Source organism: Confluentibacter citreus (assembly GCF_002807055.1).
Taxonomy (GTDB): Bacteria; Bacteroidota; Bacteroidia; order Flavobacteriales; family Flavobacteriaceae; genus Confluentibacter; species Confluentibacter citreus.
Map to the genome: position 1 here is coordinate 346,793 of NZ_NIXN01000002.1, position 14,380 is coordinate 361,172.

Annotated in this window: 15 protein-coding genes; 9 read left to right on the forward strand and 6 right to left on the reverse strand. The window is 33.3% G+C overall.

Features of this window, described 5'->3' with window-relative positions:
• The first annotated feature begins 3 nt into the window (after nucleotides 1-3).
• The 5 genes from rmuC to CDH49_RS07320 all read left to right on the forward strand — a co-directional run bounded on the left by rmuC (nucleotide 4) and on the right by CDH49_RS07320 (nucleotide 3,639).
• Nucleotides 4-1,326 carry a DNA recombination protein RmuC gene (rmuC, locus tag CDH49_RS07300; RefSeq protein ID WP_100614832.1) on the forward strand — a complete coding sequence of 441 codons (1,323 nt, stop codon included), beginning with the start codon at nucleotides 4-6 and terminating at the stop codon, nucleotides 1,324-1,326.
• Nucleotides 1,327-1,339: 13 nt separating this feature from the next.
• The gene (locus CDH49_RS07305) at nucleotides 1,340-1,684 is read left to right on the forward strand and encodes a 6-phosphogluconate dehydrogenase (protein WP_100614833.1); all 345 of its coding nucleotides are present in this window, start codon (nucleotides 1,340-1,342) and stop codon (nucleotides 1,682-1,684) included.
• 101 nt (nucleotides 1,685-1,785) lie between these two features.
• Nucleotides 1,786-2,397: a transcriptional regulator gene (locus CDH49_RS07310; RefSeq protein ID WP_100614834.1), complete on the forward strand. Its 612-nt coding sequence runs from the start codon at nucleotides 1,786-1,788 to the stop codon at nucleotides 2,395-2,397.
• Nucleotides 2,394-3,107 (forward strand): DUF3307 domain-containing protein, encoded by a 714-nt coding sequence (locus CDH49_RS07315; RefSeq protein ID WP_100614835.1) that lies wholly within the window; start codon nucleotides 2,394-2,396, stop codon nucleotides 3,105-3,107. The genes CDH49_RS07310 and CDH49_RS07315 overlap by 4 nt, the downstream gene beginning before the upstream one ends.
• The gene (locus CDH49_RS07320) at nucleotides 3,100-3,639 is read left to right on the forward strand and encodes an acyl-CoA thioesterase (protein ID WP_100614836.1); all 540 of its coding nucleotides are present in this window, start codon (nucleotides 3,100-3,102) and stop codon (nucleotides 3,637-3,639) included. Before CDH49_RS07315 ends, CDH49_RS07320 begins: the two co-directional genes overlap by 8 nt.
• A 248-nt stretch (nucleotides 3,640-3,887) precedes the next feature.
• On the opposite strand, the gene carB is transcribed toward CDH49_RS07320, so the two are convergent.
• Nucleotides 3,888-6,740: a carbamoyl-phosphate synthase large subunit gene (gene carB / locus CDH49_RS07325; RefSeq protein ID WP_100614837.1), complete on the reverse strand. Its 2,853-nt coding sequence runs from the start codon at nucleotides 6,738-6,740 to the stop codon at nucleotides 3,888-3,890.
• A 112-nt stretch (nucleotides 6,741-6,852) separates the two neighbouring features.
• Nucleotides 6,853-7,014 carry a 50S ribosomal protein L34 gene (gene rpmH, locus CDH49_RS07330; protein WP_038527912.1) on the reverse strand — a complete coding sequence of 54 codons (162 nt, stop codon included), beginning with the start codon at nucleotides 7,012-7,014 and terminating at the stop codon, nucleotides 6,853-6,855.
• A gap of 250 nt (nucleotides 7,015-7,264) precedes the next feature.
• On the opposite strand from rpmH, the gene CDH49_RS07335 reads away from it, so the two are divergent.
• From CDH49_RS07335 to CDH49_RS07345, 3 genes are all read left to right on the forward strand, one after another.
• Nucleotides 7,265-8,164, forward strand: coding sequence for a DUF6263 family protein (locus CDH49_RS07335; RefSeq protein ID WP_100614838.1), 900 nt, complete (start codon nucleotides 7,265-7,267; stop codon nucleotides 8,162-8,164).
• Nucleotides 8,154-8,729 carry a hypothetical protein gene (locus CDH49_RS07340; RefSeq protein ID WP_100614839.1) on the forward strand — a complete coding sequence of 192 codons (576 nt, stop codon included), beginning with the start codon at nucleotides 8,154-8,156 and terminating at the stop codon, nucleotides 8,727-8,729. The genes CDH49_RS07335 and CDH49_RS07340 overlap by 11 nt, the downstream gene beginning before the upstream one ends.
• Before the next feature lie 248 nt (nucleotides 8,730-8,977).
• The gene (locus CDH49_RS07345; RefSeq protein WP_100614840.1) at nucleotides 8,978-10,117 is read left to right on the forward strand and encodes a PepSY-associated TM helix domain-containing protein; all 1,140 of its coding nucleotides are present in this window, start codon (nucleotides 8,978-8,980) and stop codon (nucleotides 10,115-10,117) included.
• A gap of 66 nt (nucleotides 10,118-10,183) precedes the next feature.
• Here CDH49_RS07345 and CDH49_RS07350 read toward each other — a convergent pair whose 3' ends face one another.
• Genes CDH49_RS07350 through CDH49_RS07360 form a run of 3 tightly spaced genes read right to left on the reverse strand, consistent with a single transcriptional unit; the run spans nucleotide 10,184 to nucleotide 12,549 of the window.
• On the reverse strand, nucleotides 10,184-10,855 hold the full coding sequence (locus CDH49_RS07350) for an STING domain-containing protein (RefSeq protein ID WP_100614841.1): 672 nt from the start codon (nucleotides 10,853-10,855) through the stop codon (nucleotides 10,184-10,186).
• 57 nt (nucleotides 10,856-10,912) lie between these two features.
• On the reverse strand, nucleotides 10,913-11,833 hold the full coding sequence (locus CDH49_RS07355; RefSeq protein WP_100614842.1) for a lytic transglycosylase domain-containing protein: 921 nt from the start codon (nucleotides 11,831-11,833) through the stop codon (nucleotides 10,913-10,915).
• A 50-nt stretch (nucleotides 11,834-11,883) separates the two neighbouring features.
• The gene (locus CDH49_RS07360; RefSeq protein WP_100614843.1) at nucleotides 11,884-12,549 is read right to left on the reverse strand and encodes an alpha/beta hydrolase family protein; all 666 of its coding nucleotides are present in this window, start codon (nucleotides 12,547-12,549) and stop codon (nucleotides 11,884-11,886) included.
• 115 nt (nucleotides 12,550-12,664) lie between these two features.
• On the opposite strand from CDH49_RS07360, the gene CDH49_RS07365 reads away from it, so the two are divergent.
• Entirely contained in the window at nucleotides 12,665-12,961 is a 297-nt protein-coding gene (locus CDH49_RS07365; RefSeq protein ID WP_100614844.1) for an N-acetyltransferase, read from the forward strand.
• 58 nt (nucleotides 12,962-13,019) lie between these two features.
• Here CDH49_RS07365 and mtaB read toward each other — a convergent pair whose 3' ends face one another.
• On the reverse strand, nucleotides 13,020-14,345 hold the full coding sequence (gene mtaB / locus CDH49_RS07370; RefSeq protein ID WP_100614925.1) for a tRNA (N(6)-L-threonylcarbamoyladenosine(37)-C(2))-methylthiotransferase MtaB: 1,326 nt from the start codon (nucleotides 14,343-14,345) through the stop codon (nucleotides 13,020-13,022).
• Nucleotides 14,346-14,380: the final 35 nt, after the last annotated feature.

Consider the following 14,380-nt stretch of genomic DNA (forward strand, 5'->3'; position numbering starts at 1 on the left):
TAAATGAACGACAACCTCATTCTTATTCTCTCCATTCTAATTTCTGGAGGCATTGGTGCTTATATTGGCATGACCATTACCAAACTTAAAAGCAAAAGCGAACAAAGCACTTTAGAGGAACGTCAAAACCAAATGACCAACATTATTAATGAGCTAAAACAAAATCTTAGTAAAATTGAAGACGAGCGTGAAATCATAAGAAAAGAAAAAGACTTTTTAAATGCGGAATTAACCAGAAAACAAGCTGATTTTGAAAATTTAAAGCTTAAAAATGAAGAGCAAAAAATAGAAGTTGAAAAGCTTCAAGAAAAATTCACAAAGGAATTTGAAAATCTCGCGAATAAGATTTTAGACGAAAATTCTAAAAAATTCACGGTTCAAAATAAAGATAATATAGATGCTATTTTAAAACCGCTGCAAGATAAAATCCAGAATTTCGAAAAAAGGGTTGAAGAAACCAATAAAGAAGACATTAATAGAAGTGCCGATTTACGAAGACAAATTATTGGTCTAAAAGAGCTTAATGAACAAATGACCAAAGAGACCACCAACCTTACAAAAGCATTAAAAGGCGATACAAAAATGCAAGGAAATTGGGGAGAGTTGGTGTTGGAAAGGGTTTTGGAACGAAGTGGTTTACGTAGGGATTTTGAGTATTTTGTTCAGCAAAGTTTTACAAATGATGATGGTAGAAGGGTGATGCCAGATATCATTGTGCATTTGCCAGGAGATAAAAAACTTGTTATAGATTCTAAAGTATCGCTTGTTTCCTATGAAAGATATATTAATGAAACGGATGATATTGAGCGTTTACCACATTTAAAAAGTCATGTATTATCTGTAAAAAAACGTGTGGTTGAACTTGGGGAAAAAAATTACCACCAACTGTATCAGATGGAAAGCCCAGATTTTGTGCTTCTCTTTATTCCCATAGAATCGGCATTTGCGATTGCTTCCATGGAATATCCTAGTTTATATGCAGATGCTTTTGAAAGAAACATCATCATTGTCACACCCACTACCTTATTGGCCGTATTAAAAACCATTGATACCATGTGGCAAAATGAAAAACAAAAAGCAAATGCCATTGAAATTGCCACACAAGCAGGGAAACTTTATGATTCTTTTGTGAATTTGACAGATGAGCTTATAAAAGTTGGAAACCAAATTGGTACCGTTCAAAAATCTTATGAAACGGCCATGATTAAATTAACCGGAAAAGGAAATCTAATCAAGCGTGTTGAAAATTTAAAAATTCTTGGCGCAAAAGCGAGCAAGGAACAAAACCAAAAACTTCTAAAACGTGCTGATGAAGATTCAGACTAAATTCAATAAATAAATGAAAATCATAACTAAAATCGGTATTGGCATTGGTATTATAATGATTCTATACGTCTGCTTTCTTTATTTTGCTAGCTATAGCAATGGCGTTAGAGCAGGTGAACTAATAAAATTCAGCCATAAAGGCGTCATGTTCAAAACTTGGGAAGGGGAAATAAGTCAAGGTGTTTCTGAATCCCAACGATTCGTATTTTCGGTTCAGGACAAAGAAAAACAAGTGATTGAAGATTTAAATAATTTTCAAGGCAAAATGGTGAAACTTCATTATTTTGAACGCTACAAAACATTATTTTGGCTGGGAGATACTAAATATTTTGTTACAAAGGTTGAAGTTCAACCTTAATATCAAAGTTATCATCTTAAAGTGTGATATATTTGTTTATCATGTAATTAAGTGATATATTTGTTTATCATGTAATTGAGTGATATTTTAATTTTAGTTAAATGACAAGCGTTATAACAGGAGATATTATAAATTCTAGAAAACAAAAAGAGCCTGAAGTGTGGATAAATAGCTTAAAAAAGGTATTATCTAAAATAAATGTTGAAACCAAATATTGGGAAATATACAGAGGTGACAGTTTTCAAATAGAAATAAAGGATTATTACACTAGCTTCATAGCTGCCATTTATATAAAAGCCGCTATTAAAATGATTAAAGGTTTAGATGTTCGGTTAGCAATTGGTGTAGGCAATAAAACGTATGACGGTAATGACGTTACAGAATCTAATGGTGATGCTTTTGTGTTTTCAGGAGAAATTATGGAAACCTTGAAAAAGGAAAAACAGAACTTACGAATTAAGACTAAGAATAGCGAAATTAATAGCGAGTTAAATTTATACTTTAAATTAGCATTGATTACCATGGATAATTGGAGCGTTAATTCAGCTGAAATTGTGAAATTAAGTATAGAAAACCCAAAGGCGTTACAAAGCGAATTAGGAAAACTAATAGGCATTAACCAAAATGCAATAAGCAATCGCCAAAAACGTGCCCATTTAGAAGAAATTTTAGAGTTGGACCTTATGTACAGACACAAAATAAGCTTATTATGATGATTTTAATAAAGCTATTGTTAGCTCATTTCATTGGCGATTTTTTTCTTCAACCTCAAAAATGGGTAGCGGAAAAAGAACAAAAAAAATTGAAATCGCCTAAACTTTATGTACATATATGCATTCATGTTTTAGTAACATTACTAATTCTTTGGGATATCTCTCTTTGGTCGATAGTTCTAATCATTGGTGTTTCTCATTTCATAATAGATGCCACCAAACTTATAATTCAAAAGGAAAGCACAAAACGTTTATGGTTTTTTATTGACCAGTTACTTCATATTATAGTGATTATTATTTGTTATTTTTCTTTTTCTGAAAACACCTTACATATTGAAAACATCATAACCGAAAATAATTTATTACTCGCAGTTTGCTTAGTGTTCCTAACCATTCCTGTGTCTATCATCATGAAAATTATTTTTGCGAAATGGAACATTGAAGAGTTAACAAAGGACAACCAATCCCTTGAAGATGCTGGGAAATATATTGGTATTTTAGAGCGTATTTTGGTTTTCATTTTCATCATATTTAACCATTGGGAAGCAGTAGGATTTTTAATAACGGCTAAATCCGTGTTTAGGTTTGGGGATTTAAAAGAGTCCAAACACAGAAAACTTACAGAATACATTTTAATAGGCACACTCATTAGTTTTGGTATTGCAATCATTACAGGAATTATTTATACTATTATTTATACACATGTTTAAAACCACCGAAGAATCTCAAGTTACCATAACCCAACTCATGTTGCCATCGCATTCCAATTTTAGCGGAAAAATCCATGGCGGTTTTATACTAAGTCTTATGGATCAAGTCGCATTTGCTTGTGCATCTAGACATTCCAGAAACTATTGCGTCACGGCATCTGTGAACAAAGTGGATTTTTTAAATCCCATTGAAGTTGGTGAATTGGTTACTCTTAAATCTTCTATAAATTATACTGGCAGAACCTCAATGGTTATAGGTGTGAGAGTAGAATCTGAAAACATTCAAACAGGAGAACGGAAACATTGCAACTCATCGTATTTTACCATGGTAGCTAAAGACGAAAATGGAAATAATGTCCCTGTTCCAGGTATTATTTTAGATACAAAAAATAAAGTTCGACGCTTTGCTAGAAGTATTGCCAGACAAGAGCAAGCCAAAAACAGGACTTCGGAATTTAGAACTTCAGATTTTAAAATGGAATTGTATTTAGATTCTTTAAAAGATCAAAATGCTAAAATTGAACTTATATGAAATTCTCCTTTGTGCATTTTGAAACTTTTATCGTAGTAATTAATGTCTGTTCGAGTGATTCGCCATAAGCGAATTGTATAGAGAACTATTCTAAAATTAAAATTTGATTCTCGATACAAATTTCACACATGAAAAATGTGTAATCCCGATAGCTATCGGGACACTCGAATTGACAAACTTTTACAATTTACAACGGGTTAAAATTTTTAATAGTTAATAAAAAAAATGCCGCAAAGAGCGGCATTTTTTTATTTATTAAGATACATTTTTCGTCTGGAGTATAACTCGTAAAACTCATCGTCTTTTAAGCTATCAATAAATAAGATGCTTTCACCTGTGCTTTTCATTTCTGGTCCCAATTTCTTATTGACATTATGAAATTTATCAAACGAAAATACAGGTTGCTTAATGGCATAACCTTGTAATTGTGGATTGAAATTAAAATCTTTTACTTTCTTTTCGCCTAACATGACTTTCGTAGCATAATTAACATAAGGCTCTCCATAAGCTTTTGCTATAAAAGGTACGGTACGGGATGCTCTTGGGTTGGCTTCAATAATATAAACCAAATCGTCTTTAATGGCAAACTGGATATTTATTAAACCAACGGTATTCAATGCTAAGGCAATTTTCTTAGTATGGTCTTTTATTTGTTGCATCACTAAATCACCTAAATTGAATGGTGGCAACATGGCATTACTATCACCAGAATGGATACCACATGGTTCAATATGTTCCATGATACCTATAATGTAAACATCTTCACCATCACAAATGGCATCAGCTTCTGCTTCAATCGCACCTTCTAAATAATGGTCTAATAGCAATTGATTTCCTGGCATTTGGCTCAACAAGTCCACCACATGCTTTTCAAGATCTTGTTTGTTAATGACAATCTTCATGCCTTGTCCGCCAAGAACATAAGAAGGTCTCACTAAAATCGGGAAATCCAACACATCAGCAATCGCTGCAGCCTCATCTGCTGTAGTCGCAATATCAAATTGAGGATATGGAATATCGTTTTCTTTCAATAAATTAGAAAAATGTCCTCTATCTTCAGCCAAATCTAAGGATTCATAACTGGTTCCTATGATTTTAACACCGTACTTGGTTAATTTTTCAGCCAGTTTTAAAGCGGTCTGTCCACCTAACTGAACAATAACACCTTCTGGTTTTTCATGTTTGATAATGTCATAGATATGTTCCCAAAACACCGGTTCGAAATATAGTTTATCGGCGATATCAAAATCCGTTGAAACCGTTTCAGGATTACAGTTAATCATGATGGTTTCGTAACCACACTCGGCTGCCGCTAAAACCCCGTGAACACAGCAATAATCAAATTCAATACCTTGCCCGATGCGATTTGGTCCCGAACCTAAAACAATAATTTTTTTCTTGTCAGTAACCACACTTTCATTATCAGCATAACGGTGTCCGTCAGCCGTTTCCATATCGCTTTCAAACGTTGAATAATAATATGGGGTATGTGCTTTAAATTCGGCTGCACAAGTATCAACTAATTTATAAACACGATTTACACCAAATTCTTCACGTTTGTTGTAAACCTGACTTTCCAAACATCCCAACATATGAGCAATTTGTCGGTCGCCATACCCTTTTTGTTTGGCTTCCAATAACAAATCTTTTTGAATGGTATCTATTTTATAAGTAGAAATTTCTTTTTGCAACAGGAACAATTCCTCATATTGCTTTAAAAACCACATATCTATTTTAGTGATTTCGTGAATTCTACTTAACGGAATTCCCATAGCAATGGCATCATAAATAATGAAAACGCGATCCCAAGATGCATTGGTAAGTTTTTCTATAATTTGATTATAATCTTTATTCTCTTTTCCATCAGCTCCTAATCCGTTTCGTTTAATTTCAAGAGATTGTGTTGCTTTATGAAGTGCTTCTTGGAAGGAACGTCCTATACCCATCACCTCACCAACGGATTTCATCTGAAGACCTAACGTTCTATCAGACCCTTCAAATTTATCGAAATTCCAACGTGGTATTTTTACAATGACATAATCCAAAGTCGGTTCAAATAATGCCGAAGTCGATTTTGTAATTTGGTTCTGAAGTTCATCTAAATGATAACCTAAGGCTAATTTTGCTGCAATTTTAGCAATAGGATATCCAGTAGCTTTACTCGCCAAGGCCGATGAACGTGATACACGAGGATTGATTTCAATAGCAATAATATCTTCCTTTTCATCTGGAGACACTGCAAACTGCACATTACAACCACCCGCAAAATCACCAATACTACGCATCATATGAATGGCCATATCACGCATTTTTTGATACGTTCTATCACTCAATGTCATAGCAGGAGCAACGGTAATGGAATCTCCTGTATGAATTCCAATGGGATCCATATTTTCAATAGAACAAATGATAACAACATTATCATTGGAGTCCCTAAGCAACTCCAATTCATATTCTTTCCAGCCAATTAAAGCCTTATCAATCATAACTTCATGAATTGGAGAAATCTCTAATCCACGCGTTAATAACTCATCAAAATCCTCCTCCTTATGAACAAAAGAAGCACCTGCGCCTCCTAGTGTAAAAGAAGCTCTAATTATTAAAGGGAACCCAAATTCTTGAGCAATTTCTTTACCTTTTAAGTAAGATGTTGCCGTGGCTTGTGGGGCCATTGGAATGCCTATTTTAAGCATCAATTCCCTAAATTTCTCTCTATCTTCCGTAATATTTATGGCATCTATATCAACACCAATAATAGCTACATTAAAATCTTTCCAGATACCTTTTTCATCAGCTTCAATACATAAATTTAAAGCTGTTTGTCCTCCCATGGTTGGTAAAACGGCATCAATTTGTGGATGTTCTTTTAGGATTTTAATAATTGATTTGGTTGTAAGTGGCAACAAATATACATGATCGGCCATCGTGGGATCGGTCATGATAGTTGCCGGATTGGAATTTATAAGTATGGTTTCAATTCCATCTTCCCTAAGTGATCTTAAAGCTTGGGTTCCAGAATAATCAAATTCGCATGCTTGTCCAATAACGATAGGGCCTGAACCAATAATTAAAATAGATTTAAGTTGTGAATTTTTTGGCATTTTTACTGTTTAAATAGTGTTTTTTAGTACGTTACAAAAATAGGCATTAGCAGATATAAAAAAAGGCGTTACACTTAAGTAACACCTTTTAAATATTAACACTTGTTAATCATTATTTTTTATGTCTAGACTCCGATGACACAGACAATTTTTTTCTGCCTTTAGCTCTTCTGCGAGCAAGCACTTTTCTTCCATTGGCAGATGCCATTCTTTCTCTAAAACCATGCTTGTTTCTTCTCTTTCTTTTTGATGGCTGAAATGTTCTTTTGCTCATTGTCTTATATCTTTAAAATCTGTATTGTATTTATCTACTTGGTGTTTCTCCAAAACTGGGGGCAAATATACAAAGAGTTTTTACTTTGACAAACCTTATTGAAAAATATTTTTTTATTGTTGAATTTTATAATTTCAACATGAAATACACCTATTTTATTTATGTTATTTGACTCATTTTTGTTAAAAAGCTATGTAGTTCTTTCCATAAAAATTTAGTTTCTTTGTACTCCTAAAGCAAAATCAAATCAATGTCTATTTTTTTTAGAGGAATAACGCTAATTACAGCCTTATTCTCTCAAGTTATATCTGCTCAAAATATCTTGGAATACCATTTAAAGGTTGGCGATAGCATGGCCGTCTTTCAAAAAGCGACCCAAGATATAATCCAAGAGTTGGATGGGACAAAACACGAACTGAAAAATGTCATTGAAGCTGATTACACCTTTATTGTTTCCCAAAAAACCGATAGCACATATACCATTAATTTTAATTTTGAACGATTTAAAATGGTAACGACCTCCAATCTATACGGGGAGGTTATTAATATTGACACCAAAAACAGTGTTTCTAAAGACGATATACAAGCTCAGGTATTTTTAGGAATGATTGGAGCAAAATTGAAAATGGAATTATTTAAAAACGGTAAAATAAAATCGGTTTCTGGTACGGATAAAATGATTGCTAGAATGATAGAGAAAGTTGGAATATCTGATGAATTAACAAAGCAAGTCATGATGGAAAGCATGAAAAAAGAATTTGGCAATAAAAGCTTGGCTCAGAGTTTTGAACAAATGACCTTTATATACCCCAATAAAAAAGTGAAGATGGGTGATACGTGGGTAAACAATTACAAAGGCCCTTTAAATGCTAAAAATACTTGGAAGCTAGATACTATAACTGAAAAAACGCTGGAATTGAGTGCCGATAGCCATATAACCATGGCCACCAAAGAAGATAATGTATCCATGACATTAACAGGTAAACAACAAACGAAATTAACCGCTAGCAAAACGTCTGGATTTATTAAAGATATGGTTGTAAAACAAACTGCCAAAGGTGTTTCCGTAATGGCGCAAATGGAAGATACAGACATACCAACAACCATAACATCAACCACAACTTATAAAACAATTAAACATGTACAATAAAATCATAAAGCTCATTATTGTAGCTGCTATTAATGCGTATGCAGTATATCAATTTACAGAAAACAATATTGGTAATGGCATCATGCTTATATTATTATCATTAATTTTTGTGTTTTTATATTTTAAAAATGAATTTATCCTTTTAGCATTTTTAAGATTGCGTAAACAAGATTTCCCAGGTGCCAAAAAATGGCTGGACAAGATTAAAAATCCAGAATCTGCACTTGTAAAAAAACAACAAGGCTACTATAATTATTTACATGGCATTATGGTATCCCAAACCAATATGAACGAAGCCGAAAAATATTTTAAGAAAGCTGTAGAATTGGGATTATCCATGAACCATGATTTAGCTATGGCAAAATTAAATTTAGCGGGCATTGCATTTTCTAAGCGCAGAAAAATGGAAGCTGAAAAATTGCTTTCGGAAGCTCAAAAACTGGATAAACAAGGCATGCTGACCGACCAGATAAAAATGATGAAAGATAATATGAAACGTGCTCAAATGCCAAACCAACATTTTGGTACTGGTGGTTCTATTAGAGCGCAAAAACGTAGAGTATAATAAACTTTTTCTTCTAATTTTTTAAAAATCATATTTTGTAAATATGATTTTTTTTATGCTCATAATATGTTATCATATAATTCACTCTTTGTAATACCCTTAACTCTATCTTTTTCATTTTAATTAGGAATAATAATTATTTATAATTAATCTAAATAAACTTTGTAAATTTAATTCTGAGTCATACATTTGCTGCCGTTATTTATATAAACACAAGATAACAAGTTATATAAAACCACATCATTTATATGAAGAAGAAAAACTATAGCATCAGAAAACTTATAAACGATATACATTTGTGGCTAGGCCTAGGTAGTGGCATCATCCTTTTTTTAGTGTGCCTAAGCGGTACCATATTGGCATTTGAAGAAGAAATTAAATCATTTTTTTCTAATGAAATAAGTGTGGAATCAACTTCACAAAAAACAACTGTTGCAAGTTTAACCCAAACATTACAAGAATCAAACAACGGTTTTGTAACTGGCTTCACTATCCCGTCAGATCTCCATGAACCTTATGTTTTTTCAGTTAAAAAAGATTTGAAGGAACGTCGAGGATCTCAAGTATTGGTCAATCCTTATACCTCAAGCATTCACAAAATCGAAAAAACAAGTGCCGACGATTTTATGCTTATAGTTTTTAGGCTTCACCGGTGGCTACTTTTAGACACCAATATTGGAAGACCCATTGTTGGAATTGCCACGATCATATTTTTACTATTGTCAATTTCTGGGTTTGTGCTGTGGTTTCCTAAAAAAGTTAAATGGAAAAATATAAAACAAGGATTTAAAATTAAAACCAATGCCAATTGGAAACGGATAAATCACGATTTACATAATACACTCGGTTTTTATGCATGTATTTTTCTGGTTATCATGTGCATAACAGGCTTGTGCTGGTCTTTTGAAGGCTATAAAAAAGGATTGGGCAATTTAATAGGTGCCGAAATTTTCAATAGGTCCGCACCAACATTTGAAGTGGGCACACCGCTGGAAGAAGAAATAGTTTCGATTGATGAAGCAATATCGATTGCCAATGAAGCATTAAACTATAACGGCAAACTTACCGTATCGTTCCCTAATGAAAATTCCAATTATTATGTATTCAGAAAGACCAATGACGCCAATTGGTCGCCCATAACAACTGATAATTTATACATGGATGCTTCAGGAAAAATTTTGGCTGTAGAATGGTTTCAAGAAAAACCTTTAAACGTACAGTTCGCTTCATTGATAAAACCACTTCATACGGGAGAAATCTTCGGTACATTCTCTAAAATCATATATTTTATAACTTGTTTAATTGCTACAAGCCTACCTATAACCGGTACTCTTATTTGGTGGAACAAACTAAAAAAGAAACGAAAAAAAGCTTTAAGCGTCAATTGAAATAATAAAATTCAAAGTCCCAACAAGACGATTCATTGCATCGTTTTATTGGGACTTTTATTTAAATTATACTTTAAGAAAGTTTAATTTGCTATTTGAAATTTCACTTGAATATTCAATTCGTAATTGGTCTATTTTTTCGTGGAAAAAAGAATAAATTCTTTTAGAATTTTTTTCAGCTTTGGCTACATCCGTAAAATCTTCTTTCATATATCTGGATATAGAAAACAATGTTCTGGGAAACTCATAAATAACAAGTTTGTTATCTTCAACATTGGCACGAATCCAAAATGGTTCGCTTGAGGTTTGTTCCCGAACATAGACAATATCCGAAGTCATTTCTACTTTTTCACTATAAGCGTTGAGTGATGCTAAACTGACTGGCATGCCAATTTCCACCCGTATGGCGTCAGATGTAAATGTTTTAATACTACCATCTGGAAATGAAAAATGAATGGGTGTTTTTGTTTTAAGCAACTTGCCTAGCCTTCCAGTAAAATTCATAAAATAGCCTGTTGCAAGAATTTCAGCTAAAGATTTTTTGTATGCTTTTACATTTTCGTAATAAAAAACCATCGCCAAAATGATGGATAAAATTATGCCTATAATAATGGCAATCCATATATTAGGAAAAAACTCTGGAGCAATGCCTTGTATATAACTACCGTAAGTTCCAGCTGTTGGAACCACCGAATAAAATAAGTCCTTAATTGGAAAAAATTTAAAACTTAATTTCATTAATAATTATTACCTGTTTCTCAAATCAGGATAACCATCTGTTCATTCAAAAAAAAATTAATTATAATATCCTTTTTCTGGAATATCAATAATATATGTTTTTCTGGTTTTATTGACAAGATGTCTATCCCTAAGCCAAGGATTATGTAGTTTTAACACTTTGTAATTGATACCATATTTTTCAGCAAACTTGGTAAAATCCGTTACGGTAGTATCTACTTTAACCTGATATGTTGGAATCGTGTTGTACAAATCTTTTTCCCTGAAATTAAAGCCATATTTATCTGGATTCGATAAAATTTCCTTGAGCGCAACAATCCTAAAAACATAGCGCCCTGTTTCTTCGCCTAAAAGCAAATCATAATAACTTTTCACATTTTGCTCTTTCATTCGTCTTGTAACTCCTGCGTTACCGGCATTATAAGCTGCGGCAGCTAAGGTCCATGAGCCCAAATCTTGTTTAGATTTTTTTAAATATTTACAAGCAACTTCGGTGGCCTTTTCAAGGTTGTAGCGTTCATCTACATTATCATTAACCTCTAATCCATTCTCTCTACCTGTAGCTGGCATGATTTGCCAAACGCCTGTAGCGCCTGCTGGGGACACCACATTTGTCAATCCACTTTCAATCACCGCCAAATATTTAAAATCTTCAGGAATACCATGTTTTTCTAAAATAGGCTCAATGATGGGAAAGTATTTTTTAGCCCGCTTAAACATTAACAATGCGTTAGACTGCCAATATGTGTTTACCAACAATTCTCTATCCATGCGCTCATACGTATCTGGATCTTTCAGTGGCATAGGCTCTCCAGCAAAATTTAATTCATCTGGAATTTGCAGTGCATATACGTTATAATCGTTGATGAGTTTTTTCTCGAAATTCTCATCGGTTGGTGCATCTTGTAGGGCATATATAAAGAGGGCTGACAAACTTAATAATCCCACCAAAGCCAACGTTCTTTCAATAATCTTCATAGCTAATAAGTTTTGTTTAAAGATAAAAAAAATAATTATAAGTTTTAATTCTAGTTTCCCAAAATTATGGATGGTAAATGTTCATTAAACCATTTGTATTTATTAAGAATCATGATATGCGATCCATTTTTAATGGTTATACAATCCCTGATATTCTTAATTGGAAATACCGTGTCATTCTCCCCATGTATATGAACAATATTAGGAATAGGTACTTCTTGATTCCAACAAATCATGTTTTTAATAGCCCAATTTAAATAATGGCTATCATTAACAGATAAATACATTTTATACAACTCCAAACGCTTTGTTACATTAGTTCCAAAGGCATATTTAGCAAACAAATCTATATTACTCACCAATTGGGTTGGTAATAATTTGTAAGCCATGGTCATTTTTGCAAGTTGCATGTGTTTTGGCAATTCATTTAATGATTTAACGCTAGAAATGATAATTAATTTTCTAACCTGTACATGTTTGCTCATTTCTTGAACGATAACACCCCCAAAAGACACCCCGATCAACACCACATTTTCATGTTTAATATTCTTTGACAAACGCAACGCATAGTCTGTAATAGTCTCGTTATCAATTGGTAACAACCACTCTAAATAATGAATTTGAAATTGGTTTTCTGGCAACTTAATATATTCAAAAATTTTAGGACTGGCAGCCAAACCTGGCATTAAATAGACATGTATTATAGGTTGATACATAAGGTTTTAACAGATGGAACCCTTTTTATTAAGGATTTTTTGTTGTATATTTGCATAGCAAAGCTACAAAATAGTCTTCCATTATTTAGATTCCATTTAATTAAAAACATATACCATGATTGATGTTGCTGAACTAATAGACAATGATTTCTTACGCCAATATGAAATCAAAATTGATGACCACCTCGCTAAAATTGAGTATTCTTTGCAAGACCGAAAGATTTTTTTAACAAAACTCATCATTCCAGACGCTATTAAAGACGACGAGTTTAAAAGAGAGTTTTTATGTGCTGTTTTTGAACAAATTGAAGAACGCAATTTAAGTGTTGTACCAACAAGTCCAGAAATTGCCAAGTTTGTAAGAAGCAATAGAAAGTACAAACGCATGCTTCCGGTGGGAGTTATTATTTAGAATCTCAAAAAAAACAAAACAAAACATCCAAAGTTAACTAACTTTGGATGTTTTGTTTTTATATGGCTAGCTCTTTCACGAAATCGAATCGAACCAAGCCGTCATCATCAATTTTAGTCAGTTCAATATCATGCAAGGTATTTACTAACTCTGGATTCCAAGGCGCTTTTACCTTTACATAATTTTCAGTAAAACCATGTATGTAGCCTTCTTTATTTTCGCCTTCAAACAATACTGTTCTTTTAGTTCCTAGCTGACTTTCGTAAAAAGCCCGTCGTTTTTTAACCGATAAACCTCGTAGCATTTTACTGCGTTTGTTTCTAACATCCATCGGCACCACACCCTCCATATCTGCAGCTTCAGTATTATCCCGTTCCGAATAGGTAAACACGTGTAAATAAGAAACATCCAAATCATTTAAAAAATGATAGGTTTCTAGAAAATGTTCGTCCGTTTCCCCAGGAAATCCTACTATGACATCCACACCAATACAGGCATGTGGCATCACATCTTTTATTTTAGACACTCTATCTATATACAATTCTCGCAGATAACGACGTTTCATTTTTTTAAGAATGTCGTTACTACCCGATTGCAATGGTATATGAAAATGAGGCACAAAAGCTCTAGATTTAGACACCAAATCAATCGTTTCGTTTTTTAAAAGATTGGGCTCAATGGATGAAATTCGTAGTCGCTCAATACCTTCAACTTTATCCAATTCTGTAACCAAATCCAAAAAAGTATGTTCATGCTTTTTATTAACGAATTCACCTTTCCCATAATCACCAATGTTAACACCTGTCAACACGATCTCTTTTATATTCTGTTTAGAAATCTCTCTGGCATTTTTAAGCACATTGGCCATCGTATCACTTCGTGAAATACCACGTGCCAACGGAATGGTACAATAGGTACATTTATAATCGCAGCCATCTTGAACCTTTAAAAATGCACGCGTTCTGTCTCCTATGGAATAACTCCCAACATAAAAATCGGCTTCTTCAATTTCGCAAGAATGCACTTCGCCAAAGTCGTTTTTGGACAAATCGTTTATATAATCGGTTATTTTAAACTTTTCGGTAGCGCCCAACACCAAATCAACACCATGAACATCGGCTAATTCCTGTGGTTTTAATTGAGCATAACAGCCAACGGCAGCAACAAAAGCTTTCGGATTGGCTTTTTGAGCTTGTTTTACGATGGTTTTAAAACGCTTATCTGCATTTTCGGTTACCGAACAGGTGTTAATCACATAAATATCGGCATGTTCTGAAAAATCAACACGGTCAAACTCCTCATCCGTAAAACTTCTGGCAATTGTCGAGGTTTCCGAAAAATTAAGTTTACAACCTAATGTATAAAATGCGACTTTTTTTCTCATTAATTCTTTAGTCATTTCCGCAAAGGCATAATCTC

Excerpts from the sequence above, each read along its gene's own strand:
- CDH49_RS07345 (WP_100614840.1), top strand. The coding sequence starts at position 8,978 with ATGAAGAAGAAAAACTATAGCATCAGAAAACTTATAAACGATATACAT.
- CDH49_RS07355 (WP_100614842.1), bottom strand. The coding sequence starts at position 11,833 with ATGAAGATTATTGAAAGAACGTTGGCTTTGGTGGGATTATTAAGTTTG.
- mtaB (WP_100614925.1), bottom strand. The coding sequence starts at position 14,345 with ATGAGAAAAAAAGTCGCATTTTATACATTAGGTTGTAAACTTAATTTT.
- CDH49_RS07335 (WP_100614838.1), top strand. The coding sequence starts at position 7,265 with ATGTCTATTTTTTTTAGAGGAATAACGCTAATTACAGCCTTATTCTCT.
- CDH49_RS07320 (WP_100614836.1), top strand. The coding sequence starts at position 3,100 with ATGTTTAAAACCACCGAAGAATCTCAAGTTACCATAACCCAACTCATG.
- CDH49_RS07350 (WP_100614841.1), bottom strand. The coding sequence starts at position 10,855 with ATGAAATTAAGTTTTAAATTTTTTCCAATTAAGGACTTATTTTATTCG.
- CDH49_RS07305 (WP_100614833.1), top strand. The coding sequence starts at position 1,340 with ATGAAAATCATAACTAAAATCGGTATTGGCATTGGTATTATAATGATT.
- CDH49_RS07360 (WP_100614843.1), bottom strand. The coding sequence starts at position 12,549 with ATGTATCAACCTATAATACATGTCTATTTAATGCCAGGTTTGGCTGCC.
- CDH49_RS07365 (WP_100614844.1), top strand. The coding sequence starts at position 12,665 with ATGATTGATGTTGCTGAACTAATAGACAATGATTTCTTACGCCAATAT.
- carB (WP_100614837.1), bottom strand. The coding sequence starts at position 6,740 with ATGCCAAAAAATTCACAACTTAAATCTATTTTAATTATTGGTTCAGGC.
- rpmH (WP_038527912.1), bottom strand. The coding sequence starts at position 7,014 with ATGAGCAAAAGAACATTTCAGCCATCAAAAAGAAAGAGAAGAAACAAG.
- CDH49_RS07310 (WP_100614834.1), top strand. The coding sequence starts at position 1,786 with ATGACAAGCGTTATAACAGGAGATATTATAAATTCTAGAAAACAAAAA.
- CDH49_RS07340 (WP_100614839.1), top strand. The coding sequence starts at position 8,154 with ATGTACAATAAAATCATAAAGCTCATTATTGTAGCTGCTATTAATGCG.
- rmuC (WP_100614832.1), top strand. The coding sequence starts at position 4 with ATGAACGACAACCTCATTCTTATTCTCTCCATTCTAATTTCTGGAGGC.
- CDH49_RS07315 (WP_100614835.1), top strand. The coding sequence starts at position 2,394 with ATGATGATTTTAATAAAGCTATTGTTAGCTCATTTCATTGGCGATTTT.